The organism is Leptospira chreensis (assembly GCF_016919165.1).
Lineage (GTDB): Bacteria > Spirochaetota > Leptospiria > Leptospirales > Leptospiraceae > Leptospira_A > Leptospira_A chreensis.
Map to the genome: position 1 here is coordinate 80809 of NZ_JAFFPS010000031.1, position 18867 is coordinate 99675.

Genomic DNA, 18867 nt, shown 5'->3' on the forward strand with positions numbered 1-18867 from the left:
ATGTTGGATCCAAACCTCCCGGAATTAAAAGTAATGGATTACACCGCCTGCCTCCAAAAGGTGCAGGCTATGGATTCACGGGGGGATTTTTCGTACAAAGGGATCTATAAAGTTTTACTTGTGATCTTTGAATGGACGGATAAGTTTTTACAGAACAAAGTCCTTCCCAATGTAGAACAAATTGAACGTGATAGTTCGATTGACAGAGATCGTACAGAAAACTATGTAATCGATCTCAGTTATAAACAAAATCCTGCGATCATCAGAAAGATGAATGTCCTCGAGTTTCATCCGAATGAACCAGGGGATCCTGAAAATCCAAAGACCTTTATCAAACACAATACTGTATTTGCAAGACCCACAACCTCTGATGGGGGCACTGCGTTTCGTTATGCACTGGGTCTCAATGAACTTTCTACTGCCGCTATTAAGGGTTGGTTTAACGAAAAAAGAAAGTATGTGGGAAAAGAAAAAATGCGTAAGGTCATCAAGGCGGCGGTGGATTCCAACCGGTTGTTTGATACCTATGCATCTACTGAAATTGGAAATTTATTCCAATGCCCCTATGACAAAACAAAAGTGCAAAAGGATGCCACTATCATCATCCATTTAAAACCCATTTTGAAACAATTGGTGGATGATAAGGTTTTGTTTTTCTTTCGGAATGATTCGGCATCAAGACCTGCCAACAAAAGTGTATTTCTCTACAATCGCCCTTCTGAAATTGCAGATCGTTATGATGGATACATTGATTATACAAAAAATACCATTTACCCGGCCCTAAAGAATTTAGGGGTTATGGGGGAAATTACGGAAGATTCATGGAATAACCCTCGCAACCTCTTAACAGAAATTAAAGGGTATATGAATGATTCTTACGGAGACCAAAAAACTCTTATAGAAGAGTGTTTGGTTTTAAATGAAATTATAGAAAAAGATAAAGAAAGAGAAGAGAAACAGAAACGCAAACAACAAGTTGATGATTTGATGGCGTTTTTGGCAGAGGCCGGGCGTATTGTTGAGGTCAACTTACTTCGTGTGAGTGGGGAACCACTTACCGATGAGTTCCGTGCGAACCTTCTCTCACAACCAGAACTTCTATATACAGAATACGCAGACAACAAAGTTTATAATGAATTTATCCTTCATAAGTCTTGTATTCCTCAGGCCATTGAGTCTGCCAAAAGAACTTTTCAAATCAAACATTCTGATTTAGAAATTCGAGTTCTCAATCAAATGAATGTCACTCTCCATTTGAATGATGAAAGTCCTAAGCGACTCTTAGAAGAGATCGAGGCACAAAGTCTGTTCCAATTCCTCCCATTTTTCACAAGAATTTGGAGAATGATTATGGGCAGTATGACGGTTCATAAATTTGAAATCCCTCCTATCAAAGCAAGGTTGCAACAACAGTTAAACCGAGATTTGGCGAATCAAAAAGTCAAAAAGATAGCACAGGAAAAAGACCGACTTGTGAAAGCTCGTTTGAAGGATCGGGAAGAAGCGGAGAAAGATGCAGAAAGAAAATCCAAACAGTCACAACAGACTTCTGCATCTACAGCCGGTTTTAATGGTGGAGAAGAGGATTCTTCGGAACCAGTCAAACAGGGAAGTCCAGAAGAAGAGAAAAAATGGAAAGAATCCATTGAAGCCATCATTCGTATTTTAGATGAAGCTTGGGAGTTTGGAGTGTATCCAGATCGTGAGTATGTCCTTTCCAAATTGAATGGGAAGTTTACCGAAGAAAATCTGATCTTTTTTTTGAAGAAGTTTGGGGGAAAGGAAATCTACAGTTTTCCTATCCGAAACCAAAGAGAAAAATTCCCTTGGCCCATTCTTATTTCTACTGGTTACCTAAAACGGCACGGCAAAAAACTTTTAGACAAAGTCAGTGCCGAAAGTGACCGCCAACGGAGCGAAAAATTTCCGAACCAAGAGAAATTTGACATTGCGGAATCGCAATTAGAGTTTCTGAATAGAATCTTACCTAGATTGAAACCTTAAAATTATGCCTGCTATTGAACAACTAAGAGCTCGAAAAACAAAAATCGTTTGTACCATTGGTCCTGCGACCGCCTCCAAAGATATGATCCGAAGTTTGGCTTTGGCTGGAATGAATATCGCAAGACTCAATATGAGCCATGGGGATCATGAGTTTCATAGAAAGATCATTCGTATCATAAAATCTTTAAACAAAGATGAATTACACAAACAACCCATCTCCATCCTTTTGGATACCCAAGGGCCGGAGATTCGAACTGGGGATGTACAAAATGACCTCCACTTAAAAGTGGGGGAGACTTTTACTTTTCATATCATTCCTGGTATGGAAGCTGAAGCCCAAAGTGTCTTTGTAAACTACCGTGATATTGTTAAAGATTTAAAAGTCGGTGACAAGGTGACTGTGGATAATGGGCTGATCAACTTGGCGGTGCAAGAGATTCGTGAAAACGAACTCGTTTGTACCGTGTTAGATGGTGGAAAACTCGGATCTAGAAAACATATCAATTTGCCAGGGATTCGCGTCAACTTGCCGTCAATCACTCCGAAAGACCTCAAAGACATTATCTTTGGGTTGGAAGAGGATATTGATTTTGTGGCGTTATCTTTTGTTCGTTCCCAGGAAGACGTGATCCAACTTCGCGGAATCATCGATGAAAAAAATCACCATGCACAAATCATTGCAAAGATTGAAGACCAAGAAGGTTTAAAAAACTTAGATGCCATCATCAAAGAATCTGATGGGATCATGGTCGCTCGCGGGGATTTGGGTGTTGAGATCGAGATCGAAGAACTTCCGATTGTACAAAGAAGAATCATCAAACGTTGCCAAGAAGAAGGGAAACGTGTCATTGTTGCTACCCACTTATTAGAATCTATGATCCAGAATCCTTCTCCTACAAGAGCAGAGGTAACAGACGTTGCCAATGCGGTTTATGAAGAGGCCGATGCGATTATGTTGTCCGGCGAAACGGCGATGGGGAAATTTCCTGTGCGTTGTGTGGAAATGTTGGATAAAATTGCACGTCGTATGGAGATGTCCATCAACCTAGGACTTGCGGCGCAAAGAAAACCAAAAGACCAAAAAGAAGAAATGGCTCGTTCTGCGGCAAACTTAGCCGATTCCATGCAAGCTCATGCTATCATTGCTATCACTCGTCGTGGGATTACGGCCAATAACTTAGCATCGTTTCATCCGAAATATCCCATTGTTCACGCGTTTACAAATATGACGTCCGTTAGGCGGAAGCTTTGGCTCACGAGGGGAGTGATTCCTTACCGAGTTGATTTTTCCTCCGACCCAGAAAAGACCATCAAACTTGCCATCCAAACTCTTGTGAATAATGGTTACCTCCAAATGGGAGAAAAAGTGGTAATATTATCTGATATTATCGCTGGTGAAGAAAGAGTCGAAACCATCCAAGTCCGCGAAGTCAAATAACTCCAATGATTTTTCGGAATCTGATTTCTGTGTTGGTCGTTGTATCAACATGGATATCCGTTCCACTCGTTGCCGAAGAAAGAAAATCCGATGTACCCGAGTGGCTCGGTGAGTTCAAAAAATTAGACGAGAAGGAACTGACCAACAAAAAAGAAGGTTGGTATGCCACGGGCCTTCCACGGTTTGGAAACGATGCCGTGAGTGGTGCTGGCCTTGGGGTAATCGCAAATATTTTCTATAACGGAACCAAAACCGATTCTTCATTCAAATACACTCCCTACGAACATATGTTTAATATAGGAGTGTATAATACCAACCGTGGAACACAGAGCCACTATTTGGCTTGGGATGCACCATATTTTGCGGATACTGCCTACAGACTTAGAGCCTATGTGGGGCGCGATGTTAGTTTATACAATCAATACTTTGGTGTGGGAACGGAGAGTCTGCAGCCACTTTATTTCAAAGATCGGAATATGGATGGAAGCCGGATTACCCGTAATGCTACTTTCTCCGATTTCGAAAATGCAAATTCCTTTGCACGCAATCGTGGGCCAGGTAAAGAATTCACATCGAACCAACGTTACCATGACTACCAATTTGAAACTACCTATGGACAATTTGCTGCGGATAAAACCATATTCCAGGTCTTTCGAGTTTGGGGAGGAGTGGAGTTCTCGAAAAATTCCGTTAGGCGGTATGACGGAACTTCCACAGAAGCATTTGACCCAATAACAGGCGCCAAAGTTCCCGCAGTAGAAGATAGTTCTAAAATCACAGAAGATGCGAATGCAGGGAAAATCATTGGTATCAATGGGGGACATCTAAATTATGTGCGCGGGGGGATCGCTTATGATACGAGAGATTATGAGCCGGATCCGGATCAGGGTTGGCTTGTTGAATACAATATCAATAAAGCAGAACGTACGATTGGTTCGGATTTTAATTATATCCGACATTTTGCACAGGCAAAGAATTTCTACCAACCATTCCCAAAACTCTTTGAAGAGTTTGTGATCGCCCAACGTGTGGCTTTGACTAAAATTGAAGGGAATGTTCCTTTTTTTGAATACCGGTATCTATTTTCCATCGATGGTCCGTTTGGTGCTCTCGGAGGGCAGAATACACTTCGTGGGTACAGACAGGAACGATTTTTTGGCCCTGTGATTGGGTTCTATAATATTGAGTTACGATACCGTGTGGGAAGTTTTTCTCTTTGGGGCCAGTTCTTTCAACTAAGTATTGTTCCGTTTTATGATGTCGGCCGCGTTTGGGACAAACTTCGCGATGTGAATGCACTTGGTTATAAACATGCCCGTGGGGTAGGACTCCGCCTCATTTGGGACCAGGCCACAGTGATCTTAATCGACTACGCATCTTCCAAAGAAGACCAATTGTTTTATATAGACATGGGGCATACGTATTAGTTTTCACTCCTCTAGATGATAGAGGTTAAAATCTAAAATTGGTCAGGGGAAATCTTAATCTGGGAAACAAAAACAATACAGACCAAAGAAATTTCGAACTTCCTTAACTCTGTATTGATTCTATCGAGAAGGAGAAAAAATAACTTCCTCCCTCTTCGAATGTTTGTCTTTCACTTCATCGGAACTTCAATCACTAGAAGTTCGGATTTCACTTCTGCATGAAACTTGTATTCATCCTTTCCGGAAAGTCCCACGGCATCTCTACGTTCCAAAATGGTATCCTCCACTTTGAGTTTTCCATTGATGAGGAAAGTAAAAACCCCTTGGCCCGGTGCATGGACTTGATAAGAGATTTCCTTTCCTGGATCTAAAGTTGCCAAAGAAAAGTAGGCATCTTGGTTGATCCATACGGCTTCTTCATCAATCGGGGAGACTACGGTTTGGAATCGGTTTACCCTGCCTGCTTCCGAAAAAGTTTTTTGGGCATACCTGGGTTCGATGCCTGCTACTTTCGGAAGGATCCAAATTTGTAAGAAACTCACTTTCTTTTCACTGCTATGGTTGAATTCCGAATGCATAATTCCTGAACCAGCAGACATGATTTGCACATCCCCCGTCTGAATGATCCCATTCGTACCTGTACTATCTTTATGGGCCAACTCTCCAAAGAGAGGGATGGAAACAATTTCCATATTTTGGTGCGGGTGCATGCCAAATCCCATACTCGGTTCCACCATGTCATCATTCAACACACGGAGGGCTCCAAAGTTTGTTTTTTCGGGATGGTACCAATGGCCAAAACTGAAAGAGTGGTGGCTGTCCAACCATCCGAAATTGACATGGCCACGCTCGGATGCGGGGTGAAGTTTTTTTTCTACGGAATTGCTGTTGGTTTTTAATGTTTCCATATTGAATAGTTTAATATTAAACTATAATTTGTCAACAGAGTTTTGTTTTCAGGGAGTAAAAAAAGAAAATCACTTCCCTTTCACTTTCCTTTCCCGATCATCATCCTATGTCGACGAGAACTAGTTTAGAATCAATAAAAACCAAAAAGAGCTGGGTAGAATTGGGTCCGGTGTATGTAAATCGAGTCAGGTTTCTTTTGGCGGGATTTTATATCATAGCGACTCTCGGTTCCTATAAAACCTCAACCACATTACAAACCACAAGTTATTTGGTGGGGATTACTTGTATGTTTTTGTATGGAGGGCTCCAGGCCTACCTGTTCAAAAAGGAAAGGTTAAACGCGTTTTTCCCAAAGGTGCTCATCCTTATGGACATCACAGTCCTTTTTGCAGTCACAGCTTCCGGCCTTTTGGGTGGGAGCGGGGTTGCTGCCGACTTAATCAAGTCACCCACTCTCTATGTGTTGTATTATTTTTATGTAGTTTATTCTGCGTTTTTATTTTCAAAACGAACTCTACTCATGAGTACCTATTACTCTGCTTTTTGTCTGATCCTAATTTTGGTAATTGGTTATACACAAGGGGTTCAGTATAAAGAGGTGGAGGGATTCCAAAGCCAAAAGAGTACGGTTGGTATCTCAAATGAAGTTTTCAAAATATTATTTTTGATTTGTTTTGGATACCTAACTTCTGCCGTTCTCAATTTATTAAATGAAATCAAAAATGAATCGGAAGAAAGACAAAAGATTGCTGAGATTGAAAAGTCTACTGCCGATAACTTAAATCGTGATTTGGTAAAGGTAGGCTCGGAACTCATCAAAACTTTAACATCCATTCGTGAAATCACAACTGACTTTAACTTACAAATTGAATCTCAAGATAAATCCATCCATGAATTGACCGAGTTTGTTTCTTCCTTTTCGGAAAGTATCCAAACCTCAGTGGATAATATTGGAAAGCAACACAACCAAATCAGTTTATTAAATCATAAATCAGATACGCTTAAATCAAGTATCACTGAAATTGGAACCGTTGTAGAAGAATTGAATTCCAATATGAGTGATTTCCAAGATAGAAGTAATGTTCTTTCGGGAACCGTTAAAAATTTAGAAGAAAGATTAAGATCAGTGAATGAATCTCAAAAAGAAGTGAGTGAAGTGAACGATATTATGGCGGAGATTGCAGACAGAACCAATCTACTCGCTCTCAATGCATCCATCGAAGCCGCAAGGGCCGGGGAACATGGAAGAGGGTTTGCGGTTGTGGCTCAGGAAGTTGCCAAATTGGCTGAAAATTCGAATGAAAATGCCACAAAGATTAAAAAAATCATCACCACTTCCAATCGCTTCATCCAAGAAGGTACCGAACTAGCTTCGGTTTCCCTCAAACAAACCGAGGCGTTGCAGTCCAAGTATGAGCTATTGAGTGGAGTCATTAAAACCGCAACGAACAAAATCAGTTCCCAAAAAGATGTGAATAATGAAGTTTTAGAATCACTGGATTTGATCGAGTCCATTTCGCGGGAACTGGACCAAGAATCTAAATTGTTAAATAGGGACAAAGACCAGATGGTGGCAGTCGTTCAAAAAATGGCTGAAATCAACAGAGAAGTAGTGATTAATGCTAGAAAAGTAGGTGAGAATACTTTAAGTTTGGAAAAACAAGCTGCCGATTTGGCTTCCAAATAATAAATAACCATTATTCATGAAATCAAAAATTCTAATATTCTTATTTTTGACTACACCTACTATTTTGTTTGCAGATTCGACCTCCAAACGATTTGGGTTCGTCGTTGGAGTCAGCGAATATAAAGAATTGAGTTTGGGTGATTTAAAAACAGCCAAAAGTGATGCCTTGGGTATGACTAAGATTTTGTTTAGTTACGGTTCTTACAATCGAATTCAAACCTTGGTTCAGGAAGGTTCCGTCAATTCAACACCAACAAAGTACAATATCCTATCAAACTTTGAAGCATTATTAGAAGAAACGAAACCCGATGACCTATTTGTTTTCTATTTTTCGGGTCATGGCGTGGTTGATTATAACGATAAGGTATATTTGCTTCCAGAGGATGCAAACCCCTTAAAACCTTTTGAGTCCGGAATTGCAGTGGAACAACTTCTGGAAATGACAAGAAAGTACAAATTGAAACGAGTTGTTTTCTTTATCGATGCTTGTCGTAACCCAGAAGACGGGAAAGGAGAGGAAGGTCGAAAGTATTTGGATGCAACTTCCTTTCGTGATTCAGAAATTGTATCTGTGTTTTATTCTACCAAAGTTGGGTATTCTAGTTTTGAAGATCCAAAGTCTGGATATGGTGTTTTTACCAAATTTCTGATCTATGGATTGGAAGGTAGAGCTGATTCCAACTTTAATGGTGAGGTATCTTATTCTGAATTGTCGAACTATGTAATTTCTTCTTTGAAAGAGTGGTCCAAAGCCAATCAGAAATTACAAAAGCCATACACCAAGGAATATGCGGAGAAATCCGAAGATACCATCCTTACCTACGCAGTCAATCCAGAGACATCCCTTGCCGATGCCCCTTTGTTCAATCCGTACAATCCGACCTATGCCTTTCGTTCTTTTCTTTTTCCTGGTTGGGGACAATATGCACGTGGCCAAGAAGAAAAAGGGAAGGTGTATATGTCGATCTTTGCCTTGGGAGTTTTGTATGCAGGATATCAGTACAATACCTATAGACATGACAAGGCCGCCTATGAATCGGCAGTAGGAATCCCACCAAACCCGCGCATAGCTGAAACAGTCGCTCTAAACTATTATTTGATCGAACCTCACCGCCAAAGGATGGAGGCATCTCGAACAAATCTTTCCCAGGCCCTCACGGCACTTCTGATACTTTGGTCGGCAAATGTGTTTGATTTTTATCTGTTAGGGCCCAATCCTAAAGAAAAGTCGGGTGTTTGGCTCGAATTTCATTGGGAAAACCAAGGTTATATGGGAATGGACAGAATAGGGAAGTTAGGATATGCGATGCAGTTTTAGTCTATTCATAACTTTAATATTCTGCCATTGTACAATCCCTGGCGAATCTAAGAATGCTTTTGATCCTACAACTTTAACTGGCGGTTCGGTTGCGGTTTTATCTACTTTAGTTTTTCCCAATCAAATTCAAATTACATCCAGATACCAACCAAACGATTATCCATCTTTTATCAAAACAGAAATATTAGATTTAGATCTCAGTGAACCTGTTGCCTATCATTTTACAAAAAATAACTTCCATGTATCAGAAAATTATAAAGACGATTTGGTACTTAGAGATGTATTCCCACTTTCGGAATCAAAGATTCGTGTTTTGTTTTCGGTATCCTCTCGTTCCGAATGGCGAGAACCCATTTCTTTATCCATCCAAAGACCAGAGTCCTTAGGATTTGATTCTTTTTCTGGAAAAGAATTCGAGTTCAAATTCCCTTACCCTCGTTATATTGGTTCGATCTCTGAAGCAAAAGGCAATATCACGTCCACATCTTTGTTAGATGGAAGGATATTACTTGTAGGAGGAGTTTCGATTGCGGGGAACACTGTATCCACTGTCGAAATTTTTAATCCTGAAACTGGGTTATCTACCCTTCTCCCTCCATTAAATCAAAGTTTGGTGGGAATGGCAATCTGTACTGACTCAAGCGGTTTTGTTTATGTGTCGGGTGGTAAAACGGTTGCTGGAACTGCCACAACCAATTCTCAGATTAATAATCGAATTTATCAAATCAATGGAATTGATCAAACAGTAGTAGAGCTTCCTGTTCTGATGCAGAAGAGAAGGTATGGTCATACTATGGTTTGTTTGCCGGATGGGAACTTACTTGTTTCTGGCGGACAGTTTCAAGTAGGGAATGATCCATCTGCCATCACTAATGACCATGAACTCATATCCATACAAAATACAACTTTCACAGTGATGAGTTCTAGTTCCAATTTTCCAATCAATACTTTCTTTCAATTTGTAGAGTATGATGCCAATAAAAATAAGGTATTGTTTTTTGGAGGAAGGGATCGCCTCGATCCTTATGCTCTTTATTCCAATGTTATTTATAGTTTGGATGTTAATACTCAAACGTTAACTGCTTCTTCTGTTGTTATGCCTACTTCCAGATCCAATGTTAAAAGCATCGTGATGCCTGGAGGGGATCGATTGGTTTTGGGTGGTGTTATGGGCGGTGGTGTGGGTTCTCGGAGTATTGAATCTTGGAACGAGGGGAGTTTAGTAACAAAAATCCATGGGTTCACAACTCGTTTTAAAAATGGAAGTTCCATTGTTCCTTTTTCCAATTCTCAAATCCTTTACACTGGCGGAGTGGATACTTATTATAAATCTGGAATTTTGGAATTATACGATCATATAGAAAAGAAAAATTTCATAGTCGATACAATGATGGATGCACGGTCGGAACATACTGCCATCCAAACTAGTCGAGGGATTGTTATTTTTGGCGATTCCGTATTAAATGACAGAAGAGTAGAATTGTATGGAAAAGATTAAATTCCTATTTCTACTTTTATGTTTTGTATCCTGTAAAGTGACTCCAGGTAAAAACATATTTGATCCAAACTCACAAACCAGTTTAGGGTTACTTCTTTTGGGTGTTGAACCTATAGTGAATATGGAGTTTTCAACAAATCGCGTGCAACCTGGCGGCACCATTTATGTATCCACTAACCATGATTTTACGGGAAGAATTGACGGTTTAAAATTACCAGTTTCTGGACCTGGAGTGAGTCCTATTTCCCAGATCATTCCTCGAAGTCGATATTTATATGAAGTCCGCATGAAACCATCCATTACAAATGGTAAGTTCAGTATCAACCTGAAGGATTATTATTTAAACGAATCACTTTTGGTGAATCCAGAAAACTTTGAGTTTGAAATTGATTCACAACCGCCGGGTTTAGAACTCCGTACTGGAAATGGAATCGATATTTCTGAATTGCAGTCTGGTTTTTTGGATATTGTTTCTAATGAAGACATTGTATGGGATGGAAACTTATCCCAGGTTACATTGACTGGGACTGCTAAAAACAGTCTTGTTGTTTCTGATGTTATTGTTTCATCGCGTAATATACGTTTGTTGTTTGCAGGAAATCCTAATTCGAATGGTGGTATACTGACCATTTCATTGTTGAATGTGAAAGACAAAGCCTCTAATTCACACGGGACAATGATGGTTCCAGTGAATGTATTTGCATTCAAAAGTGGGCCTAATCTACATGTGGCGAGAAGGTCTTGTGTTGGTATTGAACTGAATGATGGACGGAGAATCGTTCTTGGTGGAAGGGCCAAAAAAGATGTTCTCATCAATGGCAATGGAACTTTGAGTCACGCAGAGTTTTATGATTCGGTTTCCAAACAGTTTGTTTCTGCCCCTGAGATGATTTACCGCAGGCAAGAATTTGATGTGGTCAAACTTGCAGATGGAAGACTTTTTGTCTCTGGTGGGTTTGGTGGTAAGGTGGGGGACCCATCCAATGGAAGTCTCACATCCACTGAAGTGTATGACCCGGTCACAAATACTTGGACTGAGGGTCCCCAGCTGACAACACCTCGTCAGTTACATAAAATGACCGTTCTTCCGAATGGAGATGTTTTGGTAGTTGGGGGTTTAAGTCCCTTTAAACCATTCCAATCCGTTGCTATGGTAGAATTAGTTCATATTACCCATAACCCAGCCGCTATGACGGTAGAAACCATTGGGGATTTGACCGATTCTCGGGGCAAACAAACCCAAACTCTTTCGCATTCCTCTGGTAAGGTGGTGATTTTTGGAGGGGAAAGATCTGACGTAACGGGCCCCATGCCGAACGATTTTAATGCATATGCTTTGGATTCAATTGCAGTCTACGATATCAATTCTAAAACTCTTACCAACTCCTCTGCCAAAGTTTATAAAAGATTCAATCATTTCTCCCATGAATTGGCTAATGGAGAGATATTGATTCTCGGTGGTGTGAATTCTCGTTTTGATATTAGCCAACCAGTATTACGTGCTCAGATTTATAATCCAGTAACAGATACGATTAGAGATCATAAAAATTTATTGTTTGGAAGAGAATGGGGTTCTTCCTTTCTTTTTCCTTATGGAAAAGATCAACTCATCGTTGCAGGTGGATTGGAATACCGAACCATCAATGGCTCCACTTTTGATTCCATTCATGATACAGAGTCATGGTCGGAATCAATCAATCGATTTTATATGACAAGTCGTTCCTTAAATGCTCGTTGGGAAGGATGTGATATCCGTTATTCTTCGGCCGGTGGAGGAATGATTCTTGGTGGTAGGATAGGTGAAATTCTTGGGAACACGGAGGAATATAGTTTTGAATAAATTATTTTCTTTCATATTTCTGTTTTTGATTGGATGTATGTTCCCTTCCGAATATAGGAATTTGTACGATCAAAAATCCACAGCCGGGGTAATCCTAAGTGCGTTTTTTTATTCCAGTCCTTTTAGCTGTTCAACGAATGCAAATGGGAAGTCTCTCGGTAATGTAGACCAGGTTCTTTTGCAATGTAACCGAGAACTCGCAAGTTTAGATACCAATTATCTTGCAGAGTCAAACCAAAGTATTTTTTCAAACATTCAATTTTCTAAAATTGAATCGGATCGACTGCTCATCACCTTTGACCCCCTAACAGATGATGGTCGCTACGAATTGGTTCTCTCTGGAATCGTTTCCTCAGCAGGAGAAACTCTGCTTGAAGATAAACTCCCTATTATCATCGATACACAAATTCCAACGGTTTCCTTAAATGGATATATACCAATTACAGATTATACATTTTTCTCGACTCGGTATTGGGACTTCACCAGCTCTGAACCCTTGGCCAATTTTGGACCACCTATTTTAAGTGGATCGCTTGCTTCCTCCGTTGTACTTCGCTCAGTACAAAAGATAACTGAAACGAGTTACCGAGTGTATTTCGAAACTAATTTTTCATCAAATGGGCCTGGTTCTCTTACTTTACAGTTTTCGAATTCAAAAGACAATGCATCCAATCTTGTTTCGAATTCCGTCACGGTTCAGTTCATTGGGCTTGTACAAGGACCATCCTTAAATCGTGGTCGATCTGAGTTTGATGCCTTTCAGAACGACAACGGAGATGTGATTGCCATTTACGGAAAGAATTCGAGTGCTGAAATTTTGCGTAAAGGAGCCACTAGTTTTGTCCTAACAAACCCCAGCCTTCCTGAGAATCTTCAAGGAGAAAGAGGAGTGATGTTGGATGGGAAAAAATTACTCATCACTGGTGGACTTCCATCTAACACGGCCTATACAATGACCGCTAGTTATATTTTTGATACAGAAACAACAGCCTTTACCCCTACCGGGAGTATGAATGGGGGAAGGCATTTACATAATATTGTCAAACTTCAAGATGGCAAAGTAATTGTACTTGGTGGGATTCGGGATTATGCGCCCGTAGGACCTGCTTATTTTACTTCTTCGAATACTGCTGAGATATATGATCCGGCAACAGGCAATTTTCGAGAAATTACCAATCGAATGATGACACCTAGATCATTTTCTTGTTCGGTGTTACTCGATGATGGAAGAGTGCTCGTGATTGGTGGTACGGACGGGATTTTTTCACCGAAAGATACAACGGAATTTTTTGATCCGACGACAGAAACGTTTTCCTGGGGTCCAACCTTGCCGGTTCCTGTTGGTGCATTAAAATGTATGAAGTTATTAGATGGAAATATTTTGATTTATGGTGCTCAGCTATCCAACTTAAACAACTCTACCATGTTATTTGATAAAACACGAAATCAAATATTTACCATAGCAAATTCCAAAATTCGTAGAGAGTGGAGTATTGCATCAGAACTTCCCGATGGTGGGATTTTGTTTTATGGTGGTGCTTACCGTTATAATACAAGTGAACCAAGTCGAACCATAGAAAAACTGGATTATGGAAAGAGTAATAGTTTTTTTGATATGGGTATGGCCAAGTATAGTGTATCAAAACATAGTGGTGTCAAATTTTCGGATGGAACATTGTTTTTTCTTGGTGGGGAAATTGGTGGAATGTTTCATCATGAAACGGAATATTACGGACTTATCCATTAGAATTTATGCCTCATGATAATGGCCGTATCTACGGCTCCTTTAAAAAAATTTGTATTCCCGAATCGGACTTAAAGATAGAAGCAGAATCCATTCTCCCTAACTTAAAATCGTTGAAATTCGATTGGGAGACAGGTCAGATATCCGACAGCCAACTTAGTTTTCAAATTGTACTATTATATTTAGAACGTAGAGTCAAAAAACACCCTTTTCTTAGAATGGGAAAACCATTGCCGAACCGAACCCAATCGAAAGAATTTTTAGAAGTAGTTCGATTTTATGGAATGCCTGATACCGTACGATTTGCACTTTGGAAATGGCATATCGGAGAGTGGGATATCAGACTCATAAACTACAACCCAAGTTCATTAGAAATGTTAGAATCCCAAAGTAGAGGATATCGATATTCAACAATCAGTTGGGATCACGCTATGGAAGGAAGTTTGGTCGAAGACAAAAGAGATGCCTTCGAACATCTCCTTCATGACTTAGCTCATGCCTATATGTTCTTTCGAGAAGATTATGATTTTGAAGGACAGAAACAATTTTTTAGTGAGATGTGGTTGGATTATCCAAAATACGAGTCCGTATTAGAAACAAATCCAGTGTTTCGATCTAAATTTGATTATTGTATCTCAGATATGAATTCGCATCCGGCCCATTTAACTTCTTATTGGAATGCCATTCGAAGAGAAGCTGGAATTCCCATTCATTCGGATCTTAGAGTTTAGGATTGTTTTTGTGTCGATTGATATCGCGTTTTGTATTTTTTTGAATCGTGGTTTGGATGGCATCTTGTAAAGAGATCCCCATCTGATTTGCTAAACAAGTGAGTACAAATAAAATGTCACCAATCTCACCGGGAATATTGTCTGCGGACTCTCCGGCCTTGAAGGACTGGTCTCCGTACTTTCTTGCCATTAATCTAGAAAGTTCACCCACTTCTTCCATTAGAATTGATAAATTGGTGAGTTCGGAAAAATATCTAACCCCAATGGTCTGAATCCAATCGTTAACCTCTGATTGTAATTGGTTTAGACTGATGTCATCGTTTCCCAAGTTTTTTCTCCAGCGCATCAGCAAGGATTCCGGAAAACTCTTTCATACCTGCTTCATTTAAATGGATTAAATCAAAACAGTATTTGCCGTTAGTGGCACCAAGGGAATCTTGTAAGTCCATTTGATCCAGAGTTTGGTGAGAAGACAAAGCTTCTTTTAATCCATCTAACCATACCTTCATTCTCCCTTCATTGTTTACCTTTCGAATGACATCGGAATAAGGAGCAAAGACATTAACGATATGAATTTTTTTATTCCCAATGAAGTCATACATCTTCTTTAATCTTCGAAAATACCTTCTGGTATCGTCTGTAGCATTTGAATCTTGTGGGACTACACTGGCAATACCACAAGTTTCAAATAACATACGTCTGTGATCTGGATTGGAGGCTTTGGGAATGTCCAAAGGAAGGTTTAGTGCCAATCGGTTCAAACAATCATCTACACTGGTTAAATTGTATTCATCGATGGATTCAGGATGATCATTTTCATAATCCCAAGGATTGGTGTTTGGATTTTTGTTATTTCTGGAAATTGCTTTCAATCGTTCATTAAAATTGATCACAAAATCAGACAAATCTTTGCGATAGGCGACAGATTTAAAAACAAGATAAAGATAATTTGGAAATTGAAGATTGTATTCAAAATCGAGAACGGTAGGGATTGCTTTAAAGTTTCCAAGTTCCGATAACATCGCTAAGGTGGGATCTACGATATAATTTCTATCAACCCAAGGCATTCCAGGTTCCATTACATGTAAGATGATTTTTACATTAGGAAACTTTTGTAAATATTCCTCTAAAATTCGGTGTTGGACAACAAGTTCCGAACCACGAACTGCTATGGATTGAGTCTTCCATCCTGATTTTTGGAGCCTTTCATTGAGTATCCGAACACTAATCCCTTCAAAGGCCACAGAAGTCCCAACAATCAAAATATCTGGATCTAGGACATCTCGTTTGGAGACTACATGTTCTGTAACACGGTTGATATTGGAGGCATAGGAATTCTTTTTTAAAAAGGGTTTATAAAATCCCAATTGAAGGATGGTTTCGAATATTAGTAGGAACAGAACTGCGACTACTAACTTTTTATCAGTAAGAAATGAGATGGTTTCTTTGAGTAAGTTCATAATTAAAATTGAAAGTAGAGGAAGTTCTGACTTTCAGTGACTCCAAAAAGTAGTAATAATAATATATTCACAATGACGAAGGTTGTATACTTCACCCAACTTCCCGTGAGAAGGGTAGGGATTTGTCTTTTAGAAAAAATGTAACTCGCTGCAAAACAAATCACAAGTAGAATCCCAAATCGATAGTTGGTCCACCTTGTGAGTGGCGCTACAGAATCACCCAGAAAAACAAGAGCTTTCATCATTGGGATCGCTTTTTCCATTGTCTCTGCTCGGAAGAGAATGAAACCAAAAGCCAAACAAAACATAGTAAAGATACGAGCGAATAAATCATACACTCTACCGCCTCGCCCGTTTAGGAATTTAGCTAGTTTGGTATCCCCATAGAACTTATGCGAAAGTAACATGGTTCCTTGCCAAATTCCCCAACCTACATAGTGGTAAGCCGCTCCATGCCAAAGCCCTGCAAAAAGCCAAGTAATCATAATGTTCCGAATATACATGATGATACTGACCCTTGAGCCACCTAACGGAATATAAATGTAGTCTCTAATCCATGTAGAAAATGATATATGCCATCTGGACCAGTGGTCGGCTATGTTTCGGCACGACATGGGGAAGTTGAAGTTTGGATTGAATTGGAATCCAAATAACCGGGCCACCCCAATGGCGATATCGGTATACCCAGCAAAATCAAAATAAATTTGCCAACCGAAGGCAAGAGCTCCGGTCCAAATTTCTATTGTATTTAGATTTTGATAGTTTGCAAATGTGGAGTCCACAACGCGAGCAAGGTTGTCAGCAAAAACAATTTTTCTTGTAAACCCAATCAAAATCAAAGCAAAGGCAGCTTCGATATGTTCTTTGTAAACACTGAGGCGAAAATCTAAATCGCGAAAGAAAGTTTCGGCACGAACTATGGGACCCGCAACAAGTTGTGGAAAGAAGGCAACATACAAAGCAAAATCGAGAAATGATTTCCTTGCTTCAATTTTGCGATTGTATACATCAATGGTATAACTCATTGACTGAAAAGTATAAAAGGAAATTCCAACAGGAAGGATGATGTTTTGTTTCGGGAATTGGTACGCACCTAAGAGGTGAATGTCGTTGATGACCCCGAGAAGAAAGTCTGTATATTTAAAGAATCCCAGGGTTCCAATGTTTACAACTAGGGAAAGAACAAGTAACCAACCTCTTGTGCTATCACTATCCTTTTTTTCTTCGATCAGTCTAGCTGCAAAGTAGTCGATAACAGTTGAAAAAATCAGAATGAAAACATAAGGATTGATTTTGAAATCACAGTAGAGCCGATCTGTATAAAATTTGAATCCATCTGTCGCCATCGCCGTACAGGAAATCGATGATGGTTGCCAAGCCATGTAAAAGTAATAACTGGTGAGTAAGAAAAAGAGTTTCTGCCAGCGATTCTTTAGAAGATTACCAACGATGATCGTTAAAAAGAAAAATACTAAAAATTCAAAAGAGTTAAATAACATTGATTTGATTCCTAACGGTAAATTGATTCTTCGGCTAACTTTTCAACAGGTCCCTGAATTCCTTCCGTGTATCCAAATTTTGGGCCGATGGAACGGGGAAGAGTCGAAAAGGTAAAATTGGTACTGAAGTAAAAAAGAAATAATACTAAGTAAATTGTATGAAGGATGGATTTTGAAAATCTAGGTAACATAGGGATTGATAAAGATTGTAAGGTATAGGAATTCAAGATCCAAAGACCAATCGTTGTTCCCACCCAAAATTCAAAGAAATATCCTTCCCACCATGTATAAAATCCAATCGAAGGGATAAGCCAAAACACCATCACCAATAGTTCTTGTTTGTATCGGGCCCACATAGTACGGAAATTCAAAATTCCCAGACTCAAACTAAAAATCCAGAATAAAAGATTCAAATTGTAGGGAAGGTGTTTGGGGTTTTGGAAGTCAAATAGGTTCACTCGGAATTTCGGAATGATGTTCTGGAATACTAAAAATGCGTCTCCGATCCCTCGGTAAAAGTACAATACATAGTTTTTTTCCTCTCCGAGACTTGTTCCCCATCGGTTGATGGCCGCATACAAAAACATCCAAAAAGAAAAATGTTTTTCATCCAATGGACCAAGTCCCCTTTTTAAGATGACGAACCCAACAAATAAATAAGAAAGGATAGTCGCAACTCCAAGGCAGGTCAGATAAACAAAAATGATTCTGAGTTTTTTGCCTAAACTTCTGTTAGGGGAGAGGAAGATTGCCATAGGAACCATTCCAAAGTGGATTACATTGGATTGGTGGAAATAGATGCTAAAAAGTTGGATGATCCATAATATAAGGATATGTTTTGTTTGTAAACCTTGCCTTAGATAATAAATCGTAAATAAAAATAACAGAGCCATCAAACAGGAATGGATGAGGGGAGTGTCATTGTGCAAACTATAAAACCAAAAGGCTTGTGTGACTTGAATGACAAGAGCAAGAATGACCCCGAGTACTAAGTCCTTGTAGAGTTTGTAATAGAGCCAAATAAAAAGCCCTAAAAAGAATAAGGAAAAACTTAGGATCCTTAATCGTAAAAAGAACATAATGTCCGTTGTCGGATAAATATTACGAATCATCTTCCAATAAAGTAGTCCTGAAGATTCAAAGCCCAAATGGTGCGGATTGAAAAATGCTGATTCCACTCGGTCTTTTTGAATATTGAGTGCATAGACACAAGAATCCCAATCAAAGGCCCGGGATAGGTATCTTAGATGGAATAAAAAAAGAACGAGTAGTAAAAGAAGAATGAATAACTTTTTCAAGAACCCAAGTCCAA

14 protein-coding genes are annotated in these 18867 nt (G+C 39.5%); 9 read left to right on the plus strand and 5 right to left on the minus strand.

Features of this window, described 5'->3' with window-relative positions; translation table 11 throughout:
• From JWG41_RS09805 to omp85, 3 genes are read left to right on the plus strand one after another with little or no spacing between them, the layout of a single operon-like run.
• Positions 1 to 2004: a hypothetical protein gene (locus JWG41_RS09805; RefSeq protein WP_205269746.1), complete on the plus strand. Its 2004-nt coding sequence runs from the start codon at positions 1 to 3 to the stop codon at positions 2002 to 2004.
• 4 nt (positions 2005 to 2008) lie between these two features.
• Positions 2009 to 3442, plus strand: a complete 1434-nt coding sequence (pyk, locus tag JWG41_RS09810; RefSeq protein ID WP_205269747.1) for a pyruvate kinase — start codon at positions 2009 to 2011, stop codon at positions 3440 to 3442.
• A 5-nt stretch (positions 3443 to 3447) separates the two neighbouring features.
• Positions 3448 to 4869 (plus strand): Omp85 family outer membrane protein, encoded by a 1422-nt coding sequence (omp85, locus tag JWG41_RS09815; RefSeq protein WP_205269748.1) that lies wholly within the window; start codon positions 3448 to 3450, stop codon positions 4867 to 4869.
• A 170-nt stretch (positions 4870 to 5039) separates the two neighbouring features.
• Here the strand turns inward: omp85 and JWG41_RS09820 are convergent, their stop codons facing one another.
• A complete protein-coding gene (locus JWG41_RS09820) occupies positions 5040 to 5777 on the minus strand; it encodes a pirin family protein (RefSeq protein ID WP_205269749.1) in 738 nt (245 codons plus the stop codon).
• Positions 5778 to 5884: 107 nt separating this feature from the next.
• On the opposite strand from JWG41_RS09820, the gene JWG41_RS09825 reads away from it, so the two are divergent.
• The 6 genes from JWG41_RS09825 to JWG41_RS09850 are packed head-to-tail and all read left to right on the plus strand — an operon-like array spanning position 5885 to position 14596.
• Positions 5885 to 7465, plus strand: coding sequence for a methyl-accepting chemotaxis protein (locus JWG41_RS09825; protein ID WP_205269750.1), 1581 nt, complete (start codon positions 5885 to 5887; stop codon positions 7463 to 7465).
• Positions 7466 to 7481: 16 nt separating this feature from the next.
• Positions 7482 to 8783, plus strand: a complete 1302-nt coding sequence (locus JWG41_RS09830) for a caspase family protein (protein WP_205269751.1) — start codon at positions 7482 to 7484, stop codon at positions 8781 to 8783.
• Positions 8767 to 10281, plus strand: a complete 1515-nt coding sequence (locus tag JWG41_RS09835; protein ID WP_205269752.1) for a Kelch repeat-containing protein — start codon at positions 8767 to 8769, stop codon at positions 10279 to 10281. The genes JWG41_RS09830 and JWG41_RS09835 overlap by 17 nt, the downstream gene beginning before the upstream one ends.
• A complete protein-coding gene (locus JWG41_RS09840) occupies positions 10268 to 12121 on the plus strand; it encodes a Kelch repeat-containing protein (RefSeq protein ID WP_205269753.1) in 1854 nt (617 codons plus the stop codon). The genes JWG41_RS09835 and JWG41_RS09840 overlap by 14 nt, the downstream gene beginning before the upstream one ends.
• The gene (locus tag JWG41_RS09845; RefSeq protein ID WP_205269754.1) at positions 12114 to 13868 is read left to right on the plus strand and encodes a Kelch repeat-containing protein; all 1755 of its coding nucleotides are present in this window, start codon (positions 12114 to 12116) and stop codon (positions 13866 to 13868) included. The genes JWG41_RS09840 and JWG41_RS09845 overlap by 8 nt, the downstream gene beginning before the upstream one ends.
• A gap of 5 nt (positions 13869 to 13873) precedes the next feature.
• Positions 13874 to 14596: a hypothetical protein gene (locus JWG41_RS09850; protein ID WP_205269755.1), complete on the plus strand. Its 723-nt coding sequence runs from the start codon at positions 13874 to 13876 to the stop codon at positions 14594 to 14596.
• Here the strand turns inward: JWG41_RS09850 and JWG41_RS09855 are convergent.
• From JWG41_RS09855 to JWG41_RS09870, 4 genes are read right to left on the minus strand one after another with little or no spacing between them, the layout of a single operon-like run.
• Complete coding sequence (locus JWG41_RS09855; RefSeq protein ID WP_205269756.1) at positions 14586 to 14924, minus strand: nucleotide pyrophosphohydrolase; 339 nt, start codon at positions 14922 to 14924, stop codon at positions 14586 to 14588. The genes JWG41_RS09850 and JWG41_RS09855 overlap by 11 nt on opposite strands.
• A complete protein-coding gene (locus JWG41_RS09860; protein WP_205269757.1) occupies positions 14911 to 16056 on the minus strand; it encodes an SGNH/GDSL hydrolase family protein in 1146 nt (381 codons plus the stop codon). The genes JWG41_RS09855 and JWG41_RS09860 overlap by 14 nt, the downstream gene beginning before the upstream one ends.
• A gap of 2 nt (positions 16057 to 16058) precedes the next feature.
• Entirely contained in the window at positions 16059 to 17555 is a 1497-nt protein-coding gene (locus JWG41_RS09865) for an MBOAT family O-acyltransferase (RefSeq protein ID WP_205269758.1), read from the minus strand.
• An 11-nt stretch (positions 17556 to 17566) separates the two neighbouring features.
• Positions 17567 to 18853, minus strand: a complete 1287-nt coding sequence (locus tag JWG41_RS09870) for a hypothetical protein (protein ID WP_205269759.1) — start codon at positions 18851 to 18853, stop codon at positions 17567 to 17569.
• Positions 18854 to 18867 lie beyond the last annotated feature (14 nt).